Consider the following 26,246-nt stretch of genomic DNA (forward strand, 5'->3'; position numbering starts at 1 on the left):
GGGCATACGGGAACAGGCTCTTGGAATAGAGCAAACGCGCAGGCGTGAGAACCATCTCTGGCTTAGGTATCGTAAGGTATCTGATTTAAGTGGACTCATTGAACCAAGAATCCTGGTTTCAGGAGAACCCCCGCACCTTTAGGTTGGGGAGTATGTCAATGTGTAGAATTACTTGAGACTTATTTTGTAGCCTGAGCTAATTTTATCAGCAGCTGATGCAACTGTTTGACGAACATTGTCAGGGAGTGGAATATAACCTAAATCAGCACTTACCTTTTGACCCTCATTTAAGCCATACTCAATCATTTTCTCAATACCCCGAGCTTTCGCTGCATCATCATATTGGCCATAAATCAACATCCAAGTGTAAGTAACAATAGGGTAAGAACCACTACCTTCAGGATCGCTAATAAAAGCACGTAAATTTCCTGGTAATTTCACTGCTGCTAGAGTAGACTTAGCAGACTCCAAAGAAGCTTTCACATAACTGCCAGATTTATTTTCCAAAGCTGCAGTGGGGAGACCAGCACTCTTAGCAAAACCAAATTCCACATAACCTATGCCACCCTCTGTTTGACGAATTAAAGCAGCTACACCATCATTTTTAGCACCACCTACACCTGTAGGCCACTGAACTGTTTTTCCTTCGCCTACTTTCTGTTTCCACTCTGGACTAATAGCACTCAGATGCTTAGTAAAAACTCCTGTAGTTCCACTACCATCAGAACGATGAACTACAGTAATTGGTAAGTCTGGTAGACTCACACCAGAATTAGCAGCAGCAATTTTGGGGTCATTCCAATTTGTGATTTTACCCAAAAGGATATCTACATAAGCCTCTCTGGATAATTTTATGTCGGATACACCTGGTAAATTGTAAGCCAAGACAACGCTACCTGCAGTCATAGGTAACATCATTACTCCCCTACCAACTTTGGCAATTTCATCATCTTTCATGGCCACATCACTAGCACCAAAATCTACTAATTCCTGAGTAAATCTCTCGACACCAGCACCACTACCAACTGATTGATAATCTACCTGAACATCGGAACGACTATCTCTCATATCGGCAAACCAACGCTGATATAAAGGAGCTGGAAAAGATGCCCCAGCACCAACTAGGGCGACTTTTTGTTGAGCAAGGCCATACTTGATTCCAGTAATTGTAGTAGCTAGACCAATTGTTAGAGCTACTAAGGATACTTTAGAAGTATTACGAATTATTTGACTAAAATTGATACTAGGTGGCATAACTATTAAATTTTGATACTGACTTTAAACAAAAGACATAACATTAATGCAAGTTGAACATATGAAGTTAAAAAATAGGTAAAGAATAGGTTAAGTAAAAGTTAACAAATGTTAGATAGATCGCCTAACTATCTCAAATAACTTAAAAGCATAGAAGTGAAAATTAGTAAAGAAATTTTTAGCACTGAAGCTAATACTGTAGAAAGGTGGAAAAAAAATGCTAAGATTTTACGGCATTCAGATAAATTATTGCAATTAAAAGGCTAGCTGTGGTTCAAACACCCCTATCAACTAATACTAAAGAAACTAATACTAAAACTTTCCTATCTTTGCCAGATAAGAAACAACATCTAGACACATGGCTGCAAAACTTGGCCGAGCAAATTATTTCTGGCTATCATCTAAACCGAGAAGAGGCCATTACCTTGACCCAAATTGCAGGACAAGAAGAGATCCTCCTACTTTGTGAAGCTGCAGATCGAGTCCGTCAAGCCTGCTGTGGTAATGTTGTAGACCTATGTAGCATCATTAATGTTAAATCAGGAGGCTGTTCAGAAAACTGTAGCTTCTGTTCCCAGTCAGCTCATCACCCAGGAGAAGCTTCTCCAATTTATGGCCTCAAATCTACAGAAGAAATATTAGCTCAAGCAAAGGCGGCAGAAGCTGGTGGAGCTAAAAGATTTTGCTTGGTTTCTCAGGGCAGAGGTATTAAGTATAACAGTCCCAAATCTACAGAATTTGAGCAAATTCTGGCTACAGTACGGCAAATTATTGCAGAGACGAATATTAAGCCTTGTTGTGCTTTGGGAGAAGTAACACCAGAACAAGCTCAAGCATTAGCAGAAGCAGGAGTAACTCGCTATAACCATAATTTGGAAGCCTCTGAACAGTTTTACCCCGAAATAGTAACTACTCATAGCTGGAATGACCGAGTAGAAACTGTGAAAAACCTAAAGGCAGCAGGTATTCAGGCTTGCACGGGAGGAATTATTGGTATGGGGGAAACTTGGGAAGACCGGATAGATTTGGCCTTGGCCTTGCGAGAACTACAAGTTGAATCAGTACCCTTAAATTTATTAAACCCTCGTGAAGGTACACCTTTAGGAGAATTGCCAAAGTTAGACCCCTACGATGCTTTGAAAGCGATCGCTATTTTCCGTCTGATTTTACCAGAGCAAATTATTCGCTATGCTGGTGGCCGAGAAGCTGTGATGGGAGAATTGCAAAACTTGGGCCTTAAAGCTGGTATTAATGCTATGTTGATTGGCCATTATCTGACAACTCTTGGTCAACCTCCAGAAACAGACCAAGCAATGCTTGAATCTCTAGGACTAAAAGGTGGGGAAGCTCCTATTCCAAAAGCATTTAGCTATTAGCTGTCAGCTATCAGCATTGCAGAAGGCAGAAGGGAAAATTGCATATTGTTATCTAAAAAAACAATAGCTGATTGCTGATTGCTGACGGCTGAATACTTACAGAGGTGATAGAATAATTATTTATATTTAAGAAATAATTGTTAATTGCCGTGACAATTACAGTTCAATTACTTTGGGCAATTACAGGTTTACTCTTGACAATTGCTGCAACATTTTTACCTGCCTCTTTTGCAAGTCCAACTTGGATTTGGGAACAACAAGAAGTTAAAACTTTTTCATTAGGAGTAACTTACCAAGTTGGTGCTGTTTTGTTTGTCGGTTGTTTGGGTGGAAAAAATGCTGCTGTTATTTCTCAAATTGCTTATATATTTTTAGGTCTAACTTTATTACCTGTCTTTAGTCAAGGCGGTGGTATAGGCTATTTGAGAGAACCTAGTTTTGGTTATTTATTGGGTTTTATTCCTGGGGCATGGATATGTGGAAATTTAGCTTTTCAAGCATATCCCAAGCTAGAGTCATTAACTTTTAGTTGTTTATGTGGCTTGTTAAGTGTTCATATAACTGGGTTAACTTATCTAATTATTAGTAGCATTTTCGGCTGGAAAAAGGTAGATTCATTATCTTTATTTGAAGCTATTTATAGATATTCTATTTTTCCTTTACCAGGACAACTAGGAATTATATGTGCTGTAGCAGTTATGGCTTATTTACTACGACGTTTACTATTTTATTAGATATATCTAATTCTAAAAGAGAAAAAGATTAGATTTTTTACAACTACAAAAAATTTCTATATATATTCCCTATTCCAAAAACTAAATTTATGATATTAGTGCTAACTTAAAAAGTTCTTGCTCAATTGTAGAATAAATGTAAGCATTTCCTGCGGAATGCTGCGCAAACAGCTATTAGCTGTCAGATCTGATAAGGGGATTTAAATGAATATAGACTGTTTCAGCCAGCTTTTATAGTAAGTATAAATTATGGCTCAATTAGTAAAGCTTTTATCTAAAACTAAAAGCAATAGCTGAAGTTCGCAGTTCCTCCGGAGGAGGCTGGCTGATAGCTGACAGCTGAATGCTTACGAATAAATTCAAATAAATATAGTAATTGTTAACCTTGAAATTACGTTTTCAGAAGAATCTTTTATTCTGGATAGCTGCTATTATTAGTATTTTACTAGACCACTTGACTAAGTTTTGGGTGGTACAAAATTTTCAACTTGGAGAAAGTCTGGCTTTGTGGCCTGGTGTATTTCACTTTACCTATGTTACTAATACTGGAGCAGCTTTTAGTTTATTTAGCAATGGTGGAGTATATTGGCTGCGATGGTTATCTTTGATTGTTAGTCTTGGCCTCATGGCCTGGGCTTTATTTGGGCCGAGATTTAATAAATGGGAACAACTGGGCTACGGTTTAATTTTAGGAGGGGCACTGGGCAATGGTATTGATCGGTTCATTTTGGGTTATGTTGTAGATTTTATACACTTTCGCCTCATAGATTTTCCCGTTTTCAATGTGGCAGATGTCTCGATTAATATTGGTATTGTTTGTTTACTAATTGCTACATTTTTTAGTGGAAGACCAAAACGTAGACCGAAATAGTAGAAGGAAGAAGGAAGAAGGAAGAAGGAAGAAGTTTTTCCTTCTCTCTAACGATAACTAAAAATTTGGCGTTTGATATGTTAAATACAGTAATGGCAACTGCTATAAATTGACTTTTATACGATTAAATTCTCAAAGGCGCGATCGCCTCTAAAAGGTCTTCCCACTTCTAACTTCTAACTTCTAACTTCTGACTTCGTTAAGATGGTCTCTAATTTGGTATATTAATTATTTAGTTATACTCAACTTTGGGAGTGATTTTAGCGGTGAAAACAGTATTTTTAGTATTGGTCTTAATATTAGCTGTCGTAGGTATTTTGCCAATTCATATTGATTCAGCTCAAGCACAGGAAAATACCGTAAACTATACTCTCACAGATTTAAAAAATCGAGATTTTTCTAATAAAGATTTGCACGGTACTTCCTTTGCAGGTGCAACAATGTGGGGTGCAAATTTTCAAGGGGCAAATATGCAACAAACAATTATTACTAAAGGAGACTTTTTTCAGGCAAACTTAAGTGATGTAGATTTTACTGATACTTTTGCAGATCGAGTCACTTTCGATCAAACTAACTTAACTAATGCTATTTTTACAGATGCTATGTTGAGTAGTAGCACCTTCGGTAATGCAGTGGTGACAGGGGCAGATTTTTCTGGAGCAATAGTAGACCGCTATCAGGTAAAATTAATGTGTAAAAATGCTTCAGGAATTAATCCTATTACAGGAGTAGCTACCCGCGATAGTTTGGGGTGTCCTCCTTAACTCTAATTTTGAGAAATTGAGGTTCTTTTTTCATAAACATGAAAAATATAGCAGAAATAAGAAATTTGATTATTGATATTCCCAAGTTTGCAGCTATAGCGCTGCGCGCAGGCAACAGGCAACAGCTCATCTGGCAATAGGCAATAGGGAGATAAAAAGCTGTTTGCGTAGCATTCCGTCAGGAATAATATAAAACTTTTAGCTATTGGACAATTCCTGCAATTTGTAGATATCCCAGGGCACATTGCTATATTTCATAAGTCAAATACAGTAATAGTGACTGCTATATATCCAGCATGAAACTGTTGAAGAAAAATAACAAATTCACAAGTACTTACCGATACTCAAGAGACCATCGCTCTGAACTGAAGCAATTTATATTTGATCTGATGTTTAGTGGCGATGGGAATTTAATTAAATACCTAATTTTTCTTTTAATCCTTTTCCTGATTTCTTTTTTTCTATCTATTATTTTCTACCAATTAATAAATAGGTTTTCATTTCACCCTTGCCTTTAACTACTATGGCACCGCGTTCCTGAAAAATATACTTATTATATAAGAGATCGTAAGTTGTTGTAGAAACTTGAATTGTACCGGGAATTCCATGAGACTCCATGCGACTAGCAGTATTCACTGCATCACCCCAGAGGTCGTAAATATACTTTTTCGTGCCAATGACCCCAGCAACAACAGGTCCGGTGTTAATGCCAATGCGGATACAGAGTTCAAAATTATGCTGTAAATTAAATTTGCTGATTTCTTGCTGCATATCAAGAGCCATTTCTGCAGCAGCTTGGGCATGGTCTGCTCGTGGAATAGGTAGACCACTAGCAACCATATAAGCATCTCCGATAGTTTTAATTTTTTCTAACCCGTGGCGATCGCTCAACTTATCAAATTCTGAAAAAATTTTATTGAGCAATATTACCAAATCTTCCGGTAGAATTTTTTCTGAGAGTTGAGTAAAACCAACAATATCAGCAAATAGGATCGTCACTTCTGCAAATCCGTCAGCAATTTGATGATGTCCTTGCTTTAGTCTTTGTGCTATTTGTTCTGGTAAAATATTTAGTAGTAGAGATTCTGATTTTTCTTTTTCTGTTGCTAATTCTGCTGTGCGTTCAATTACGCGTTTCTCCAATTCTTTTGAAGTTTGTCGAAGTTTGCTAATTACTAAAGTTAAGCCAATAATTCCTAATACAGACAATCCTGCCAAGGTCAAAAATGTATCTCGTAATCCCGCATTAGTTGTCTTAATGATGCGATCGAGTGGTTGAGTAATTTCCAAAACACCTCTAACATCTCCAACTTTCCAATCTTTTCTAGGACTGTCTGGGTGGTTATTATGACAACTAACGCAGCTTGGTTTCATAATGTCTGCTTGAGCATATCGAAATGAAGTACGTCCCTGAAATTTGACAAATTGATAAAATTCTGAATTAGGTTTTTTTTCCAAATAGCGGATAGCTTTGACTTCAAAATTGTCTCTGGGACCACCTTCTGCTTGACGCGAGGGAAAGGGATAGTTGCTGTAGAGACGGACTGACATTCCTGGATTTTTAAGCTGGATGTATTGACCTAATTCAATCAAAAATGTTGCTGGTATAGGAATTCCTCCTTCTATGATTTTATAGTCGTGAGTGATACTAATACCTTCAACTGTTTTAGCACGAGTTACTACTTCTGAATAAAGTGTACGAGCTGCTTGGATAGTCTCAGCGTAGTGCCTAGCATTTTGCAGTACCTGTGATTTAATTAGCTTAGATGAGAGATGATATGTATTCCATAAACCAGCAATAATACCGATGCAGAACATTATGCTTAACACTAATGCTGTACGTTTGTAGAGTTGTTGGATGAATAAAGTTTTTACTCTATAAATGAGTTTATACATAATACCCAAACTGAAAAAAATTCGTGCGCCATATCAGCCAAAATGCTTAAGGTTTGGCGCTGGTGTACCTCATCTAATTTAAAAACCTATTATACCAATTTTCAAAATTACTGCTATGGAAAAATCTATACCTGACAAGGATTTTAAATCACTCATTTGTAACATTATTTTATTGAATTAGTATTAATTACACTTTAATGTTCTTAATCAATTATAGCAATGTGCGCTGGGATATTTACAAATGGCAGGAGGTGTCCAATAGCTAAAAGTCTTATCTGATAAGCTTTTTATTCCCCTCCTGGGAGGCTGTTGCCTGCGCGCAGCGCTATATAGCTAGAAAAACAGAATTTGTTAAGATATCTAAAGCTATAGTCTCATATTAATTAATCCTGATGGAAAATCTTAATCCAGAAAGCAACTTGAGAAATTTTTTCGACTCTCAAGATTTACTTTTAGAAAAGCAAAATATTTTTCCAGGAGAGGTATTCAGTCATCCTGTTAATTTTGATACTGGTATTCGACATTTATTACCACGATATGATGAAATGTTGGATGTCATAGTGCGTTGTGTGCCAAAAAATAGCGATCGCATTTTGGAACTTGGTTGTGGTACTGGGGAACTAAGTTTAAAGCTATTACATAAATATCCTAACGCACAGATAGTAGCGGTGGATTATTCTCCACGGATGCTAGAATTTGCCAAAACTAAAATTGATGCTGCTGGGTATACAAATAGGTGGACTGAAATAGAAATGGATTTTGGTGAGTGGGCAAATAACGCTGATTTATCCCCTATTGGTGATGGTTTTAATGCTTGTGTATCATCTCTAGCTATTCATCATCTGAGCGATAGTATGAAATTAAAATTATTTCAAAAGATTAGAAAAAACTTAAGTTATGGAGGTTGTTTTTGGAATGCCGATCCTGTTTTGCCTGCAACTACAGGATTAGCAGAGGTGTTTAAAGAGATACAGCAGGAGTGGGCAATAAGTCAAGGAACTACTTTAGCAGAGGTTCGTGCCAAAATGGGTACTAGCAACCCTCATGGTTATTCTAATCAAGACCAATTAGCTAGTTTGTCTGCCCATTTGGAGATGTTAACAACAGCTAATTTTATACCTGTAGCTGTACCTTGGAAATATTATAAATATGCAGTATTTGGTGGTTTTGTTTAGAATGATTTCTGTGTTTAATATCATATAGCAATTCCCAATAAAAGTGAGGTACAAAATCCGTTGGTTTTAGGGAATAGGGAGCAGGCAACAGGGAACAGAAGACAAATAAATAAAAGATAGGTGTACTTAACGCTTACTGAGAAACGCTATATTTTTGTTAATAGTTATCTGGAAAAAATCGATTTTATTGCTTCGTAAAAGTAGGAATTTTCAGCAATAATTTGAATTATTGAAAGTTATATTGAAGAAGGTTTTAGGCTTTAGGTGAAAAAAGCTTACCACGCTACTTAAAACCTAACGCCTTTAGAGTTTAACAGGGATAAATACTGACAATTATAGCAATGTGCGCTGGCATATTTACAAATAACAGGAGATGTCTAATAGCTAAAAGTCTTATATTATCAGCCTTTTATTCCCCCTGTTGCCTGTTGCCTCTCTTGGTCAGCATTCCCTCTCTTGGTCGGCGTTCCCTTGCGACTGACGTCGTCGCGGGGTCCGACCGCTTGCGACTGGCGTCGTCGCGGGGTCTGACCGCTGTTGCCTGTTGCCTGCGCACAGCGCTATATCAAATAGACTTCCCCTGTTTTTTTATCATTTCCCTTCTGCCTTCTGCCTTTTGCCTTCTGCCTTCTTCAAAGAATTGCCAGCTTATCAGTTGCCCTAATTAGAGCATCTATAATTCCTGGTTCAGAAACTGAATGTCCGGCATCTGGAACGACAATAAATTCAGCTTCCGGCCAAGCTTTATGTAATTCCCAAGCTGATACCATCGGACAAACAACATCATACCTTCCTTGTACAATTACTCCAGGAATATTGCGAATTTTATCGACATTTTTTAATAACTGTTCTTCATGTTCAAAAAAACATTTGTTAATGAAATAATGACATTCTATTCTAGCAAAAGCCAAAGCAAAATAACTATCCCCAAATTGTTGTGATACGTTTGAATTTGGAATTAATTTACTGGTACTTCCTTCCCAAATTGACCAAGCACGTGCTGCTTCTAATCGCACTTTTTCATCATTACTGGTTAATCTTTGATAATAAGCTTTAACTAAATCACCTCTTTCTTCTATAGGAATAGGTTTTAAATATTCCTCCCAAGCATCAGGAAAAATATTACTTGCACCCTCTTGATAAAACCAAGAAATTTCTTTCGGGCGCACCATAAAAATACCTCGTAAAATTAAGCCTATGCAATTTTCTGGATGAGTTTGACTATAAGCTAATGCTAGAGTGCTTCCCCAACTACCTCCAAACACAACCCATTTTTCAATACTTAGATGAACTCGTAGTTTTTCTATATCGCTGACTAAATCCCAAGTAGTATTTTGAGATAGTTCAGCATGGGGTGTACTACGACCACAACCTCGTTGGTCAAATAGAATAATTCGCCATTTTTTGGGGTCAAAATATTGACGATAAAGAGGTATCATTCCACCACCTGGTCCACCATGTAAAAATACTACTGGTTTACCTTGGGGGTTGCCACATTCTTCATAATAAATAGTGTGAAGCTCGGAAACTTTGAGATTGCCTGTTTGATAGGGTTGAATGGGTGGATAAAGTTCTCGCATAGTTATATTTCAAGATTTATATTGATATTTTAGGAAAAATTTAACAGAAGTAATATTTATTTCAACTGTTAATTATTAATTAAAATAATTTTTAGTATGAAAAAAGTAACATATTATTCTGAATAGTTCTATAAATCACTAAAGTTTTAGCAATAAATTAAAGATTTTTAACACAACCCTAGATTCATATCAGGGAAGCCAAACAATCAAAAATTGATAACTCAAAAACAAAGTCAGGACTGACGTATGAAGTAGGAAAAACTAGGATTTGAGACTGCTTCCCTATGGGTCGCAATGACGAAAATGCGTTATACTGTGTAATTCCTAAAAGTGTTAGCGCCTAAAGTGTCGTGAGTAGATGCAACCTCTTCCTGATAGAAGCGATCGCACTTCTGAAATAGACATCTCCGATAATCAAAAATAGAATCAATTATCGTACATAAATCATCAATTATTTCCCCATACTTCCTACTTCCTCTTTTGGAGGAGATGTCTAATTATTCACAGAATAACATACGATAGTTATATTCTCAGGACTTACGCAAAGACACTGTGTATAGAGTCCAGTAACTATTGGACAATAGTTATGAGTACTATATATAGCGTATCTGCGTAAGTCCTAATTCTTATTTTTTCCAGGAGTGATACCTATCACTTACTTAATACATTTCATGATGTCATTATTATATTGAGTACTATCTTCCCTTTCTAAATATATAGGCAAAATTTATGTATAGGCAACTAGCTGGACATATCTTCCTGAATTCTCGAATTTCAGGATTTTACCTATACATACCTATACAATTATCAGTCTATATAAAATCTATTGAGGATGCAATTTTATTCATTTAATTTATAAGTAATTTAACTTATAATGGATTAAGTCTGTGAAACTTTCCCTACAAGTATCCAATTTAAACGTAAAGCTAAAAAAACTATTAACTTACAATAGGCCACTATGATAATGCTCAAAAATGACTCTCACACTTTATCTTCCCTCAAACGTCAAGTAGTGTTTGACGAAGACCCAGAACAGCGAATAGCAGCATTGGAAGAGCTAGCCATAGAATGGAAAAATAACCCGGATACTTTAGCTATTCTTAAACAATTAGCTATATCCGATCAATGTCCAGATGTACGGAGAGCTGCAACAGAATATCTTGTCCAAGGTTGGCAAAATGAGCCTAGTATATTACCTTTTATCAAACAATTTGTAGTATCTAACAACGAATATTGGTGGGTGCAAGAACCCATACTTACTCAATTAACTACAGGTTGGCATGACGATCCAAATACGATCGCTTTCCTGAAACAACTGATTTTAGCCGATCAATATCGTTCCTCAAATGTACGTTATGCAGCACTCAAACAGTTAGCCCAAAACTGGCAAAATGAGCCAGATACCTTAGCATTCTTGAAACAACGAGCTGTCTCTGATGTTGATGAAGCTTTGCGGGAAACAGCAGTAGAACTTTTAGCTGAAGGTTGGCAAGATATAGATACTCTGACCTGGATCAGACAAAGAGCGGAATCAGATAAACATTGGGGAGTACGTTTAACCATCATAGAAAAATTAAATCAAGATGGGAAGTATGACGGCAAGACTTTAGCCTGGCTCAAAGGAATGGCAATGTCTGATCCAAGCCCTTATGTAGCTTCAGAAGCAGTATTCAAGTTAGCCAAACTGGCAAAAGATGACATTGATACCAGAACTATTCTGAAACAGTTGGCTTTGTCTGCTCAAGCTTCAGAGGTACGGCGAGCTGCGATGAGTCAACTAGCAGAAAATTTGGAAAACGATCCAGATACGTTATCAACTCTCAAACAACTGGCAGAATTTGACCAGTGTTCTCATGTCCGACTGGCAGCAGTGGAACAGTTAATCAAAGATTGGAAGGAAAATTCTGATACAGTAGCTATTATGAAAAAGTTGGCGATATCAGATACAGCTTCAGAAGTGCGAAAAGCAGCAATGGGCTATTTGATCGAAAACTGGCAAAAAGACTCTGATACAGTAACTATTCTCAAACAGGTTGTGCAGTCCGATGAATGTTGGCGGATGCGAGAACTGGCAGTGGTACAGTTGGGTGCATTTTGGCAACATGACCCAGATGTTTTGACTTTTCTTAAACAACAGGCTGAGTCTCCTGAATGTTGGGTAGTGGGAGAGATCGCAGTAGCACAATTAACTGTTGGGTGGAAAGATGAGCCTTGTGTTTTAGCTATGCTGAAAAAATTGGCTCTGTCTAACTCCGATGCACGAGTAGCAGCAATACGAGAATTATCTATCGGTTGGAAAGATGACCCTGATACTTTGAGTATTCTCAAACAAGTCGTTTTCAATGATGACTGTTGGCACGCTAGGAAGTTAGCAGTTGAACAACTAGCTACTGCTTGGCATGACGATCCTGATACCTTTACAGTCATCAAAAAAGTTGCTTTGTCTGACGATCGCCACGATGTACAAATTGCAGCAATGGAGATGTTAGTAACTGGTTGGAAAGATGACCCAGAGGCGATCGCTACTATTAAACAAGCAGCATTGTCCGATAAATTTTCAGAAGTACGCATAGCAGCAATGGAATTGTTAGCTAGTACTTGGAAAAATGACCATGATATTTTGGCAACTCTGCAACAAATTGCTGTATCCGACCAATGTTCAGATGTGCGAGTAGCAGCGGTCGTTAAATTAGGCAATGATGGTAAGGATGACCCTAATATCTTAGCTTGGTTGAAACAACAAGCAGTTGACGATCGGTCTTCTGATGTGCAACAAGCAACAATGGAACAGTTAGCTACAGACTGGAAAGACGATCCTGACACTCTAGATATTATCAAACAACTGGTTACGTCTGACAATTGTTCAGAGCTACAACAGTCAGCAGTACTGCAATTAGCTACTACTTGGAAGGATGATCCTGAGACTATATCTTCTCTCAAAAAGCTGGCAGTATCGGCTAAATGTCCAGATTTACAACAGCTAGCAATGCAACAATTAGCTCTCGGATGGAAAGATGACCCCGATACTTTGACTATTCTCAAACAAAGGGTTGAGTCTACAGATGAACCAGAGGTAAGACAAGCAGCAATGCAGCAATTAGCTCTCGGTTGGAAAGATGACCCTGAGACATTAGCGTTATTTAAAAAATTAGCTATTTCTGATGAGGATGTGTGCGTCCGACAAACAGCAGTGGTTGAATTGGGTATTTGTTGGCAACATGACCCTGAAGCGATAGCAATTATCAAACAAGTAGCTATGAGCGATAGTAGTTTTTATGTGCGACAAACTGCTTTAGAATTATTTGCTATGCTCGGAAAAAACGATCCTTGTGCTGTTATTATGCTCAAAAAACTAGCTGAGTCTGATGATAATTTTTATGTACGACGTTCGGCAATACAGCAGTTAGCTTTAGGTTGGCATGACGATCCTGGAATGTTTGAATTTTTCGGCGTTCGAGCCTATTCCGATCCATTTGTACGTCAGGAAGAATGGGAGGATAACCCTCGCCAAACTGCGTTAGAGGTAATTCTTGAACAATATCAAGAAAAGACTCAAATTTTCCAGATATTGTGCGATCGAGCTGAAAATGACTTAGATGAGCAAGTACAAAAGTTTGCTCTGAAAACTTTAAAAGGATTTTAGCGAATCTAGGCTATATCTGTAGCAAGTTTAACTAGCTATCAGCTATTCAGCTTTTTGACCGAGAAATTGTGGTCTAAAGCCTTCCTTTTTAAAGCGATTTTTATTTGGGTAGATCACAGTAGGGACGTTCCATGGAACGTCCCTACAAGGTTTTGTTTGTGAAAATGTGGTTCATCAACTTGAAAATTGCTGCAAGGAGAGAATATTCCTGATGTCAAGCCTCCTTATTGCAGAGGTGCTGATAACTGAAATGACCTTGGGTTAAATCGGCAGCAACTATTGCGCCAGGTAGTTTAGGAGAGGTTTATATCCCCGATTAAACGTAAAAAAAGGTCCTATGTTAACCCCTACAAATGGTGTATAATTTTGTCTTTTGCCTAAGTCTTGAGAGTTGTCAAAATAGATAAAATATCTCACCTAAAACTTTTTTCCGGAAAGTTGACAAGTTCACTTGTGTATGATAGATCATGCCAAATTATAATTTCTGAAAATCTATCCTTACCGATGAAGGTTAGTATTAAATTATGGTATTACTAAATATCGTGAGGAGTCAGGAAAGATTCCATGAATAAATTCTCTAAAATAATATATTTAATTGTAAAATTAACTCTGGTTGCTTTGGGAATAATTGTTATTTTTACAACTTTTATAAAAACAGAACATTCCGCAAATTCTGTTTCCATTGAAGCAGGCGAAAAAATTGCTGAGATTAGAAATAAAAAAGATATCCAGTCTGTTAATTCTTTAGATGCACAAGTAACTGAAAATAGTGAAGAATATGATGTTATTCAGGTACAAACTAGATTAAAACAAAAAGGTTATTATCCTGGAGCTATAGATGGAATTTATGGAGAACAAACTCAGGATGCTGTTTATAACTTTCAAATTAGTTTGGGGTTAGAAGCAACTGCAATAGTTGATGAAAAAACTTGGTCTTTACTTCAAGGAAATACTAGCAGTTTCCCACAAAAATCTTCCTCAGTAAAGTTGCTCTCTCCGGATATACAAAAAATTGTTGACCGAGGTGAGTTAATTGTTGTGATGACTGAGTATGATAATTCACCTTTTTTTGTTAAAAATAAAAGGGGTGAATTGGAAGGATTAGATATTAAAATTGCCAGAGGTTTGGCTGAAGCTTTAGGGGTTGAACTTCAGATTAATCGTAGTGCTAAAACTTTTAATGAAGTGGTTGAATTTGTCGATCGAGGTCAAGCAGATTTAGCGATTTCTAAACTTAGTCAAACTTTGAATAGAGCTAAAATAATTTCTTTTTCTCGTCCTTATTTGACCATGCGCCAGGGTTTATTACTCAACCGAATACAATTAACTAAAGCAGCTAAAAATAAAGAGACAGTAGAATTTTTGAGGGATTTTGAAGGAAAGATTGGAGTAATTAATGGCTCTTCCTATGAGGGATTTGCCAAACAGAAATTTCCCAAGGCTACAATTGTGACATATCCGAGTTGGGAAGAGGTTGTAAAAGGTGCTATTCGAGGAGATATATTAGCAGCTTACCGGGATGAATTAGAAGTAAAAAAGATTGTTATAAATCAACCAAATGTGGCTTTGAATTTTCAAACTGTTGCCCTAACAGATACTCAAGATCCGATAGCAATTGCTCTGCCATGGTCTAGCAATCACTTGTTAGAATTTGTTAATTTATATCTACAAATTACCAATAATCATTATAGTGTTAAGAGTTTGTTGGATGAGTATTCTGAGTTATTAGAAACATCTAGTGCAGATAAATTTAATTGAAGAAGGAAGAAGGCAGAAGGAAGAAGTAAGAAGGCAGAAGGAAGAAGGCAGAAGGCAGAAGGGAAAATTGCTTATGGATAGTCAACGACAGGCTACTTAGTGTGTTATACCAAATTGATAAATGTTTGCTACAAATAGCTAGGGTATTTCTTAGGAGTCAACCCACCCCTCGCCCCTCCCCCGACCGTGGAGGGGAACTCAGGAGGACCGAGTCGTATGGGAATGGCTTTCATACCATTTTTTAGGGCGTAAATAATCTTTTTTGTCGAAGGGACATCTCCTGTAAAGTTTTTTTATCCCTCTTACTATTCATAACATTCTTTTTTCAAATTGGTATTATAATCCTAAACAATTTTAACCACCCCCTGTCATTTCAGTTATCAATTATCAGTAAAGTGGGGTATTAAACCTACACAAAAGATAAAAAATTTTCATAGTTGTTAATTATGACAAAAAACAAAGGATTCAACTTTTATTCATTAATTAAAGTCTTGCGTAATCCATGGTGTATTGTACCTGGAATTTTATTAGGATTATATATAGGAATTTTTCAAAAAGATACAGCTTCGATGTTAACTCCTTTTGGAAATCTTTATCTTGAACTGTTGAAAATGTGTGTTTTACCTTTGTTATTTTCAGCAATAACAATGAGCGTAGGCAGGCTAATAGGTAGTCAGGATGCTAATAAATATGTCAAACGTATTTTAATTGTATTTTCAATTGGTCTTATTGGCGTAAGTATAATTGGAGTAATTGTTACATTACTCACTAATCCTGGAGGGAATTTAGACGATTCAAGTTTAACAGCTTTGGGTATAATTGTTAACAAATCCCAATTAGATTTAGAGGTATCTCTTACTGGTGAAATTATTGAAGAAGTGGTCGAGCCAGAAACAAATTTAATATCTTTTTTATTTAATTTAGTTCCTGAGAATATTTTTGCATCTTTAAGTGAGGGTAATGCTCTGGAAATACTTTTTTTTGCTATTGTTTTTGGCGTAGCAATGGGATATCTCAAAGAATCTTATAAGGAAGAAGTGTTTAATATTTTAGAAACTATATTTAAAGCTTCAAAAAAGTTAATTGATTGGATAATTTTATTCTTGCCCATGGGTTTATGTTGTCTTTTAGCTAGCCAAATAGCGACGACAGGTTTTGGTATTTTAGCTGCTATGAAAAATTTTGTGATCGTGACAATTTTAATATTTTTTATTATTTATGTAGTTAGCACCCTGGTTGTTTGGCAAAAGGCAGATTGTTCTTTGTGGAAAGTGTTGATTAGTTTAAAAGAACCAACAATTTTAGCTTTGGCAACTAGGAGTAGTTTTACCTGTTTACCGTCTTCCATTTCTGCTTTAACTGAACTCCTGAAATTTGATAAACAAACAGTTAATTTAGTGATTCCTCTGGCAATTACCGTTTGTAGATTCGGTCCCGTGGCTTATTTTGCTACAACTTCCGTATTTGTAGCTCAACTTTATCAACATCAATTAAACTTACCTAGTTTTGTAATTATGATTATTGCTTCCATTTTAGCCGGAATGGCAACAGCAGGAGCAACGGGAATTTTAACTTTAACATTATTAGATTTAGTACTGCAACCTTTGGGATTACCACTAGAAGCAATATTGGTACTATTGATTGCGGTAGACCCAATTATCGATCCGTTCCGGACTTTGGGGATTGTCCATACAGGAATTGCAGCTACAGCAGCAGTTGCTGATTATAAGCGATCGCCAGCATTATAGCGCTACGCGCAAATCAGAAGTCAGAAGTCAGAAGTCAGAAGTCAGAAGTTATATTTTAGTGACTTGAAACCTGAATTTTACAGTTATTTCAGCTTATTATTTGGCTATTTGTGACATTTTTTAAGTGAATTGGTATAATTTTTGAGTAGATGAGTTGGGTCTAATGATGGGAATTTCTTGATGACCAAATGCTAAATCTAAAGTCAGATTGGCAAGAATATCAAGGGGGTCAATATTAATCAGTGAATGAAGTCTGAGTTGTTGCAATACTACTGATATTTCAGTACATCCAGCAATGACTAATTCTGCTCCTTGCTCTTTTAACCAAGTTATAGCATTTTCTAAAATTGAAATTGCCGGTGGGAAAATTTCGACTCCTGTTGCTTTAATTCCCCAAACAGGATTGTAAATTGCATGCATAATATCTCTTTGTAATGGAGAGTTTAAGGGTGGAGCGATCGCAGTTAATCCTAAAGCACTTAAACTATTATGATAGAGTTGAGCTTGTAATGTTCCTGTTGTTGATAAAATTCCTACTCGGCGACTATGAGGATAATGACTTTTAATATATTGTGCAGTGATATTCATCATATGAATCCAGGGAATATCTAACTGAGATTGTACAGCTTCGTAAAATCCATGAGCTGTATTACAGGTAATTACTAAAAAATTTGCTCCTGCCATTTGTAGTATTTTCCCATATTTCACTAGCGAAGGAGTACAACTTGGGGCATTTCCCAGCAAGCTTTGAGTACGGTCTGGAACATCAGTTGCATTAATTAGAATCGAAACGGGATGATCGCTATCGGAGGTAGCACCTCGTTCTGCATTTAAAGCAATTAAACGACGTTCAAATTCAATATGTGCTAGTGGCCCTAATCCACCAAGAATTCCTGGCATTGCTTGTTGTCTAATTGCTTGTTTCATCATAATTTTGTTTTTCGTATTGTTTTATTTTTGTTTTTAACTTCTATACTTTAATCATCTTCCTAATTTCTGGTGGTGGTGGTGATTTAAAAATGAAATTCGAGTGATTTTCAGTAGGTAAGGGAGTGAGTTTCAAGGCATATTTATTGTGCTAAGATCATTTCCGGTTGAATAGTAATAAAGAACTTAGGGAGTCATGAGCAGTTAGGAGTTAGGAGTCAGAAGAAAATCACCCTTTAAAAGGAAGAAGGAAAGAAGTAAGGTGGCAAAGAAAAACAGAATTATATTATGTTCAGATTTTCTATCTTTCGATATTCACCTATTACCTACTACCTGTTCTTGATTCCCTATTCCGTAAATTTAGAAAAAAAATATAGTACTAGACTGACACATCTAAAATGTTGCAATAAGTGTAGCGCTAGTATGGTGCGTTAGCGGTAGCGTAACTCACCGAAAACCTATATTTATTTATTGTCAGACTCCCCTTTTCCCCTCCGGTGGAGGGGAAAAGGGGTGGGGCCCCTACTCCCTAATGCACTATTTACAGCAGTTTTCCTGCACGGTAGACCACAGTAGGGACGTTCCATGGAACGTCCCTACAGGGTTTTGTTTGTAAAGATGTGGTTCATCGACTTGAAAAGCGCTGTAAGATGAAATAGTTATCATGTAGGTTGGGTTGAGTCCGCATTAGCGGAGCTTATCCGGAGGATAAAACCAACAATCATATCGTATCTGTTGGGTTGCGCTGCCGCTTAACCCAACCTACAAAGTGCTAGTTATAATACTGTTCCCTATTGCCTATTGCCTACTATATTACTTTTGCGTAAATGCCCAAACTCCATTCCAGTTTTCTGGAATACCAGTTGATATTAATTTATCAATTCTATCTAAATAAAGTTTGGCTGTTTGGTCTGAAGAATTTACTGCTAATACTTTGTCAAAATAATGTTTAGCTGAAACTAAATCTCCAGAGCAAAAATATTTTGTAGCACTTTCAAAATCTGCCTGAGTTTTTAACTTTAATTCTCGCACTTCATCAATTTCAGCATCCATCACTTCATAAACATTAATTGGTTCATCTCTACCCTTAACAGATGCTCGGTCTAAAAACCTAATTTGATATTTTTCTGGATTTTTTAAACTCTGAAAAGCTGACTCAGAAATTAATAAAGAAACTCCATAATACTTAGTTAAACCTTCTAAACGAGCTGTCAAATTGACATTATCAGAAATTGCATCTCCCGACATTCGAGTTTTCTCTCCCACTATACCCACCATCATGTGACCCCAATGAATACCTACTCCAATTTTAATGGGAAATAAACCTTGAGCTTGTAGAGTTTGATTATATTTGTGTAATTTATGAAGCTGAGAAATAGATGACTGTATAGCATCATCAACACCATTAGGAAATACTGCCATAATGCCATCTCCCATAAACTTAATAATTAAACCATTGCGACCGCGAATTTCTGGGGCAACTTGTTGTAAATAACCGTTAACAAAAGCAAAAGTTTCTTGAGCTGTCATCTTCTCAGATAGAGTAGTAAAAGAACGAATATCAGAAAAGAAAATTGCCATTTCTTTACAAACTCGATCGCCTAAATTAACATCAATAATATTTTCTTTAGAGAGTAATTTGACATATTCATGGGGGACAAAACGTCCGTAAGCGTTAGTAATTTTTGATAATTGAAGATGAGTTTTCACTCTAGTTAATAATTCATCTTTGGCAAAAGGTTTAGTCAGATAATCATTAGCACCAAATTGAAAACCCATGACTAAATCAGCCACTTGATTTTTAGCTGTTAACATTAAAATTGGCAAACTTTGGGCAGGATATTTTTCCCGAATTTTAGCGCAAACTTCATAACCAGATATATCAGGCATCATTACATCTAGCAAAATTAAGTCTATATTTTCTTCTCTATCTAAAGCAGCTAAAGCACTTTTTCCGTTTAATGCTTGGGTAACTTTGTAGTGATTTGCTGTTAAGTGATTGTTGAGAACTTGAATGTTTATTGGTTCATCATCAACAACTAAAATGTGGAAATCACCATCAGCTAAATAAGATTCGTTGGGTTCATTTTCTACAAGTATTTCTACTTGCTCGACTGGATGACGAATACTGTTGATTTTAGGAGTCGAAAGAGATGGGGTATCGGTTACAGGTTTTTGAGAAATGGGCAGGGTAAAGCGAAAATGAGAACCGATACCGACCTCAGACTCAACCCATATCTGACCGCTATGGAGTTCAACTAATTGTTTTGTGACTGCTAACCCTAAACCTGTACCCCCATATTTTCTAGCTGTGGAACCTTCTCCTTGCTCAAATGATTCAAAGATGCGCTCTAGTTTATCAGCGGGAATACCGATACCAGTATCGGAGACGACTATTATCAGTTGCTGAGATTTATCTATATCTAGCTCTTGGGTGCAGGGTTGTCGCTCGAAGTTTGTCTTATGGTTGTCAACTAATTCTGCTGAGATTTTGACTTGACCAGACTCAGTAAATTTAATAGCATTACCGATTAAGTTATATAGAATTTGTTGTAGACGGTTTTCATCAGCATAGACGGGGGGTAAATCTTTAGGAGTAGCATTTATTAGTTTGAGATTTTTCTTTTTGCTGAGTAAAAGATTTAAGATGACTACTGCTTCTACCACTCCATAAACATCAACAGGTTTAAAGTCTAATGCTAGTGTGTGATGTTTGATTTTAGAAAAGTCAAGAATGTCGTTGACAAGGTTGGAGAGACGACGAGCGCTAGAAACTATCATCGTTAAGTTGCCAGTGGTGACTTGATTCAAATTTTCTGTATTGCTTTCTAAAAGAAATTCACCAATACCGATAATACCATTGAGGGGGGTTCGTAGTTCGTGAGAAGTGTTCGCTAAAAATTCGTCTTTGATGCGATCGAGTTCCTTGAGTTGTTGGTTATTTGCTTCTAGAGATTTAAAGGAATTTTTGAGTTGGTTTGCCATACAATTAAAAGAGTGGGTCAGTTCTCCCACTTCATCGTTACGGTTAATATTGAGTTGAGTGTCCCATTTACCTTGAGTAATTTTTTTGGCAGCAGAATTAAGTTTGAGAATAGGTGCGGTAACTAAACTTACTGTCATAATTACTACTACAATTGCTACAGTTAAAGCTCCAATACAAAGTAATATGGTGGTGCGTGTATTAGCATGAATCTCTCCCATCACATCAGAAGTCGGGACAGCTATTACAAGTATCCAGTCTAAACCTTGCTGAAGTTCGAGTGGAGCAATATGCAGAAAATGAGCTTGGCCATTAACTTTAAATTTCAGTTCTTGAGTTGTTTTAATTTTGGAAAGGTTCTCTACTTTTCGCATCAAATATTTGGCAGCTGCTTGAGTTAATTGATTTTGACTAGCTGCTGCTTTTATTCTTTGTGGCATTTGACTTTCTTCTGATAAAAAATAGGGCTTTTCCGGTGTGGAACTAGCAATCAAATCTCCAGAAGTTTCTAACAGAAAAACTTGACTACTAGAGGGAATTTCTAGTTTTCTGAGAAAATCACTAATATCACTCAGAATCAAATCAACAGCAATTACTCCCCTGAATTGCCCAGTTTTGTCTAAAACAGGTGCAGAAAATGTAATGCCTAGTTCACCCGGGCCAACAAAGTTATAAATTTCAGTCCAGGTTGGTTTCTGTGCTTTGATTGCAGCTTGATACCAAGGTCTTATTTGGGGATAAAAATCTCTACTTTGCAGCTTTTTAATACGTTGACCTTCTTTATTTACGAGATAATCGACACGATTGGGAAAATCTTCAAATACTTTTATATTTAGAGTACCATCTATATTTCGTCTGCCTTGAGCATATTCTCCATTTTCATAGTCACCTGTAAAATAAATAGCAGAAACAAATTTATACAATTGAATTTGTTTAATGAAATGAAAGGCTAAGGTATCAATATTTCTGGTATTTAGTTGTTGGAGTTGAATAGCATTGATATTACTTTGAACAATAATATGAGGGTATTCTAGGTAATGATTTAGGTGGTCTTCGACACGGTTTGTCACTTCATGTTCCCATTGACTTGCTAATCTATTAACTGCTTTTTCTCCATTTCTAAAAGAGAGATAACCAATTAATGCAAATGTTGTTAATATTTGTAAAATAAAAGGCACAATAAAAACGTTGCGCAGGGAATTTTTTCTAGTATTCTGGATCGAGAAATCTTGATTTATAGATGCCATAGTCTTTAAATATTTGTATTGTTAGGATCTGATACTAAATCTATTTATTAGACTCGATCTTATCTACATATAGCAATCCTATTTAAGTTGTAATATTTTGCTGGGAGTTAGGAGTTAGGAGTTAGGAGTCAGGTAGGGGAGCCATCGGATTGGGGACGTACAGGGGTCAGAATATGAAAGGTTTTCAGTTCAAATTAACTATTATAAAAATTGTCACAACTAATGCGCGGATTGCTATATTTTAGATTATAGCAATTCCTAAAAAGCGTGAGCTACAAAATAATGAATAATGAATAATTAATAATTAATAATTAGGACTTGCTGATTAAATATAAAAGCATTGACATATAAAGACTAAAGCATTTTTGGAGTCGAAAAAAGTGCAAATTTTTCAGCTCTTTATGCTCAAAAAGGAGCGTATTTTAGGCACATAGTTGGGCAGAAAAATCATTCTTACAATTCTTACTTCTACCTCCTATAAATTCCAATTTCTCCTGTCTTCCCCTCCTGGGAGGGGTTAGGGGTGGGTTGTCTCCTACCCCTACCACTCATACTTTTTTAGCAAACCCTAATTATTATTCAGGAGCGGAGGAGTAGGGGAGTAGGGGAGTGGGGAAGCAAGGGAGCAAGGGAGAAGTAAATATTAGAATAATTAACAATAATTGGGGTGCTAATTATCAAAAAAGTTATTTAGTCTGTGTTAATTAGGGTTTGCTGAAAAAGTCTTTTAGTAGGGGTAGGATATAACCCACCCCTCGCCCCTCCCCCTCCCAGGAGGGGAAAATAGAAGAAATGGGAATGAGCGAGGAGGTAGGAGCAAGAATTGTAAGAATGATTTTTCTGCCCAACTGTTGCCTAAAATACTAACTGTTTGAGCGTTTTAGGCTGAAAACCAGGCACTTTTTAAAGGCCCCAAAAAGGCACTTTTCTTTATATGTCAATGCTTTTAGATTTAATCAGCAGAGCAATAATTATTTAATAATTGAAGTGTCGTCTAAGTTCAGAATTCTTTTTTCACGCTTGGTATAGCAATATGATTTTAGTTGTGAGATATTGGAGACTTTTGTTTTAGGTATGGAGGGAATAGGGAATAGGTATGGAGGGAAGAAATGAATACATAAGAATAAGATAACTGCTATATTCTATGCTTTAAAGGAATACCTCAATTCTCACATCTCATTCCTGATTGCGATATAACACAATTAAATTAAGTGTAATTATATCATGTCCACTGGTATCTTTTGTGTAAAACCAAGGTGAATATCTACAGAAAATTTATGTTTTTTCAAGCTTTTAAGCTTTCCTCCCTCTTCTTTCTTCCCTCTTCCTTTTTCCTTACTTTATTAGTAGATATGAAGTTTAATTTTTTATCATTAAATAGACAATCATCTGTTCCTACAAATAAAAATTTAGTTACCCCTAGTTGGCATCTTACTTGGGGAAAAATAGACCAGATAAAGGCAGATATTTCTTGGAGCGATCGCCACTTTTTGATTCATCAATTTCAACCTACTTTTAGCTCTAATGAAAGGTTTGTTGTTGTGGGGGATATTTGTTTAACTAATCTGTCACAATTGCAAAAAAATTTAGATATTTCTGCTACTCTTACTGCTACTCAAATAGTTGCTGAATTATGGCAAAGTTATGGCAAAAAAACTTTTTTGTTGTTAGAAGGAATTTTTGCTTTAGCTGTTTGGGATAGAGAAGAAAAAGAATTATGGATTGGGCGCGATCGCGTGGGTGGACGGACTTTATATTACACTACTAAAGAGTCAACTATTTGGATTTCTCCTCGGTTAAAAGTTCTTTCTTCTTATCATTCTAATGAATTAGATTTAATAGCTTTACGGGATTATCTTTGTTGTGCTTTTGTGCCTGGGGAACGTACTCTTTGGCAGGAAGTAAAAGAGTTAAGACCGGGAAGTTTTATCCGTTTTACTAATGATTTGAAAATTCCATCACCAATGTCTTATTGGCAACCACAAGTACAAGTAAAAAATGCCGACCGACCTTTAGAATATCATGGTGAAAAATTACGTTCTCTTCTAGATACAATTATTCCTGAATATTTACCAAATAATCAACCAGTGGGAGCTTATTTATCGGGGGGTTTAGATTCGAGTTGTATTGTGGCATTAGCAGCAAAAAATCATGGTTATCCAGTACATACTTATTCAATACATTTTGGTGCAGAATTACCTAATGAATTAGAATTTTCAAGTTTAGTTGCTCAACATTGTCAAACTCAACATCACATCCTAGAAATTACACCGGATGATATGTGGAATAAACTGCCAATTACTATGGCAAATTTAGATGACCCTATTGGCGATCCGTTAACAGTTCCTAATTATCTTTTAGGAAATTTAGCAGCAGAAAATGTGGAGGTTATTCTGAATGGTGAAGGTGGCGATCCTTGTTTTGGCGGACCGAAAAATAAACCGATGTTATTAAATAATATTTATGGTGTTTTACAGTCAGGAAAGCCAGATATTGTTTCATCTTATCTAAGTTCTTTTCATAAATGTTTTGCAGATTTATCTAAGCTATTAAAACCGGAGATTTGGGAAGCTGTAAAAACAGAACCTTATGTATTTGAGTCTGATTTAAATTCTGATGCGGATTATTTGAACCGCTTGATGTTACTCAATATTAAATTTAAGGGAGCAGACCATATTTTAACTAAGGTAAATAATATGACTAGGGCGGCTAGTTTAATCGGACTTTCCCCATTATTTGACCAAAGAATTGTGGAACTAAGTTTAGAAATTCCACCAGAATATAAATTATCTGGTGCTGATGAAAAAGCGGTATTAAAACGAGCAGTGGCAGACTTATTACCAGAGATAATATTAACTCGTCCAAAAAGTGGAATGATGGTACCTGTTAACTTTTGGTTTAGACAAATTTGGCAACGTCGAACGAGGAATTTATTGTTAAGTAAAAATGCAGCGATCGCTCCTTATTTCAATCAAGATTTAATTAAAGATTGGTTAAATTATCGTGGGGATACTTGGAGGCGTTATGGTATTCAGCTTTGGTTATTAGTAAGTTTAGAAATTTGGCTGCAAGTTAATCTTTAAGAATTTAGAATTTAGAATTTAGAATTACCGAATTATTAATAATTAGTAATTAAATAATTCGCGCCTTGAAGCCTCCCCTTTTAAGAGGAAAAAAGCGGTCGTTTTGCTGGCGCACAACTCCGTTAACGCTACGCGACATGTTTGCGGAGCATTCCGTAGGAAAAAGCGGAGCTTCCCGTAGGGTGGGATGGATGGGTTTCCTAACCATATCCAATCGACTCCTGTGAAGAAATAATATTTCCTTATATTCAATTCCGTAGCGGTTTTAACCAGAGGTAATTATCAATTATCCATTATCAATTATCAATTATCAATTAATGAACTATTCTTATAAATAGGGTTTGCTGAAAAAGTATCTATGGTAGAGGTAGGAGTCAGGAGTCAGGGGTCAGAAGTAACGGGAAATTTAGAGGAGGTAGTCGGATATTTTATCCCTCGATTTTTCTGCCATAGTCAGCCCAAAATCCTAATTTTTTGGTCTCTCAAGCTGAAAAAGTTGCACTTTTTTTCACTCTGAAAAGGCTAAAACTTTTATCTGTTAATGCTTTGATATTTAATCAACAAATCCCTAATATAATTTCTATCATCAGTAGGGAAAAAAGGTTATTATACTTCCTACTCCCTACCCTCTTTTTTACTGTAATGACCTTTTTTGAATTTGATAATTAGATATATATTTTTGTTGGGTTGCGCTTCACTTAACCCAACCTACAATATTTAACCAAAACTATCAGATATGAAAAAACCTACTTTAGTGAAACGGTATTAGGGTAGCTTATCCACAGGAAAAACCTAACAATTATAGATATATGTTTTTGTTGGGTTGCATTTCACTTAATCCAACCTAAATTAACCAAAAATATCAGATAGAAAAAACCTAATTTAGTGAAACGGTATTAGGGTAGCTTATCCATAGGATAAACCTCACAATTATAGATATAGATATATATGTTTTTGTTGGGTTGCGCTTCACTTAACCCAACCTACGATATTTAACCAAAACTATCAGATGGGAAAAAACCTATATTTCGATTATCATCATCAACACCAATAAAAATTATTCCATCATCACCACTATCACCAGAATCTAAACTATTCTCTGAAGTGGAAGTATAACCATTAGCTACTGCTTGAGTTTTAGCAATACCTTGAGAAACTACTTGTAGTAATTTACCAGGAGAAAAAGATTCTAATTCTACATAAAATC

At 36.2% G+C, this 26,246-nt stretch carries 15 protein-coding genes; 9 read left to right on the forward strand and 6 right to left on the reverse strand.

Annotated elements, in window-relative coordinates; translation table 11 throughout:
• Positions 1-168 precede the first annotated feature (168 nt).
• A complete protein-coding gene (gene pstS, locus F6K15_RS24375) occupies positions 169-1,254 on the reverse strand; it encodes a phosphate ABC transporter substrate-binding protein PstS (RefSeq protein WP_293065501.1) in 1,086 nt (361 codons plus the stop codon).
• A gap of 269 nt (positions 1,255-1,523) precedes the next feature.
• Here pstS and bioB point away from each other — a divergent pair, with 269 nt between their 5' ends.
• The 4 genes from bioB (at position 1,524) to F6K15_RS24395 (ending at position 4,999) form a co-directional block, all read left to right on the forward strand.
• Positions 1,524-2,630, forward strand: a complete 1,107-nt coding sequence (gene bioB, locus F6K15_RS24380) for a biotin synthase BioB (protein ID WP_293065504.1) — start codon at positions 1,524-1,526, stop codon at positions 2,628-2,630.
• Positions 2,631-2,779: 149 nt separating this feature from the next.
• Positions 2,780-3,364, forward strand: coding sequence for a biotin transporter BioY (locus F6K15_RS24385; RefSeq protein ID WP_293065507.1), 585 nt, complete (start codon positions 2,780-2,782; stop codon positions 3,362-3,364).
• A gap of 376 nt (positions 3,365-3,740) precedes the next feature.
• Positions 3,741-4,235, forward strand: coding sequence for a signal peptidase II (lspA, locus tag F6K15_RS24390; RefSeq protein ID WP_293065510.1), 495 nt, complete (start codon positions 3,741-3,743; stop codon positions 4,233-4,235).
• Between the two features lie 254 nt (positions 4,236-4,489).
• Complete coding sequence (locus tag F6K15_RS24395; protein WP_363268617.1) at positions 4,490-4,999, forward strand: pentapeptide repeat-containing protein; 510 nt, start codon at positions 4,490-4,492, stop codon at positions 4,997-4,999.
• Positions 5,000-5,467: 468 nt separating this feature from the next.
• On the opposite strand, the gene F6K15_RS24400 is transcribed toward F6K15_RS24395, so the two are convergent.
• On the reverse strand, positions 5,468-6,895 hold the full coding sequence (locus tag F6K15_RS24400; protein WP_293065516.1) for an adenylate/guanylate cyclase domain-containing protein: 1,428 nt from the start codon (positions 6,893-6,895) through the stop codon (positions 5,468-5,470).
• Between the two features lie 392 nt (positions 6,896-7,287).
• Here F6K15_RS24400 and F6K15_RS24405 point away from each other — a divergent pair, with 392 nt between their 5' ends.
• A complete protein-coding gene (locus F6K15_RS24405; protein ID WP_293065519.1) occupies positions 7,288-8,070 on the forward strand; it encodes a methyltransferase domain-containing protein in 783 nt (260 codons plus the stop codon).
• Between the two features lie 632 nt (positions 8,071-8,702).
• Here the strand turns inward: F6K15_RS24405 and pip are convergent.
• On the reverse strand, positions 8,703-9,650 hold the full coding sequence (pip, locus tag F6K15_RS24410; protein ID WP_293065521.1) for a prolyl aminopeptidase: 948 nt from the start codon (positions 9,648-9,650) through the stop codon (positions 8,703-8,705).
• A gap of 958 nt (positions 9,651-10,608) precedes the next feature.
• Between pip and F6K15_RS24415 the strand changes: the two genes are divergently transcribed.
• The 3 genes from F6K15_RS24415 to F6K15_RS24425 all read left to right on the forward strand — a co-directional run bounded on the left by F6K15_RS24415 (position 10,609) and on the right by F6K15_RS24425 (position 16,799).
• Positions 10,609-13,293, forward strand: coding sequence for a HEAT repeat domain-containing protein (locus F6K15_RS24415; protein ID WP_293065524.1), 2,685 nt, complete (start codon positions 10,609-10,611; stop codon positions 13,291-13,293).
• 564 nt (positions 13,294-13,857) lie between these two features.
• On the forward strand, positions 13,858-15,051 hold the full coding sequence (locus F6K15_RS24420) for a transporter substrate-binding domain-containing protein (protein WP_293065526.1): 1,194 nt from the start codon (positions 13,858-13,860) through the stop codon (positions 15,049-15,051).
• A 446-nt stretch (positions 15,052-15,497) separates the two neighbouring features.
• On the forward strand, positions 15,498-16,799 hold the full coding sequence (locus F6K15_RS24425; RefSeq protein WP_293065529.1) for a dicarboxylate/amino acid:cation symporter: 1,302 nt from the start codon (positions 15,498-15,500) through the stop codon (positions 16,797-16,799).
• Positions 16,800-16,919: 120 nt separating this feature from the next.
• Here F6K15_RS24425 and F6K15_RS24430 read toward each other — a convergent pair whose 3' ends face one another.
• Positions 16,920-17,729, reverse strand: a complete 810-nt coding sequence (locus F6K15_RS24430) for an aspartate/glutamate racemase family protein (RefSeq protein WP_293065532.1) — start codon at positions 17,727-17,729, stop codon at positions 16,920-16,922.
• 810 nt (positions 17,730-18,539) lie between these two features.
• Positions 18,540-21,956, reverse strand: coding sequence for a response regulator (locus F6K15_RS24435; RefSeq protein ID WP_293065535.1), 3,417 nt, complete (start codon positions 21,954-21,956; stop codon positions 18,540-18,542).
• Between the two features lie 1,352 nt (positions 21,957-23,308).
• On the opposite strand from F6K15_RS24435, the gene F6K15_RS24440 reads away from it, so the two are divergent.
• A complete protein-coding gene (locus tag F6K15_RS24440) occupies positions 23,309-25,039 on the forward strand; it encodes an asparagine synthetase B (RefSeq protein ID WP_293065537.1) in 1,731 nt (576 codons plus the stop codon).
• 992 nt (positions 25,040-26,031) lie between these two features.
• Here F6K15_RS24440 and F6K15_RS24445 read toward each other — a convergent pair.
• On the reverse strand, positions 26,032-26,246 hold a 215-nt coding region (locus F6K15_RS24445; protein WP_363268611.1), incomplete at its 5' end, for a hypothetical protein.

The organism is Okeania sp. SIO2B3 (genome assembly GCF_010672525.1).
Classification (GTDB): domain Bacteria; phylum Cyanobacteriota; class Cyanobacteriia; order Cyanobacteriales; family Microcoleaceae; genus Okeania.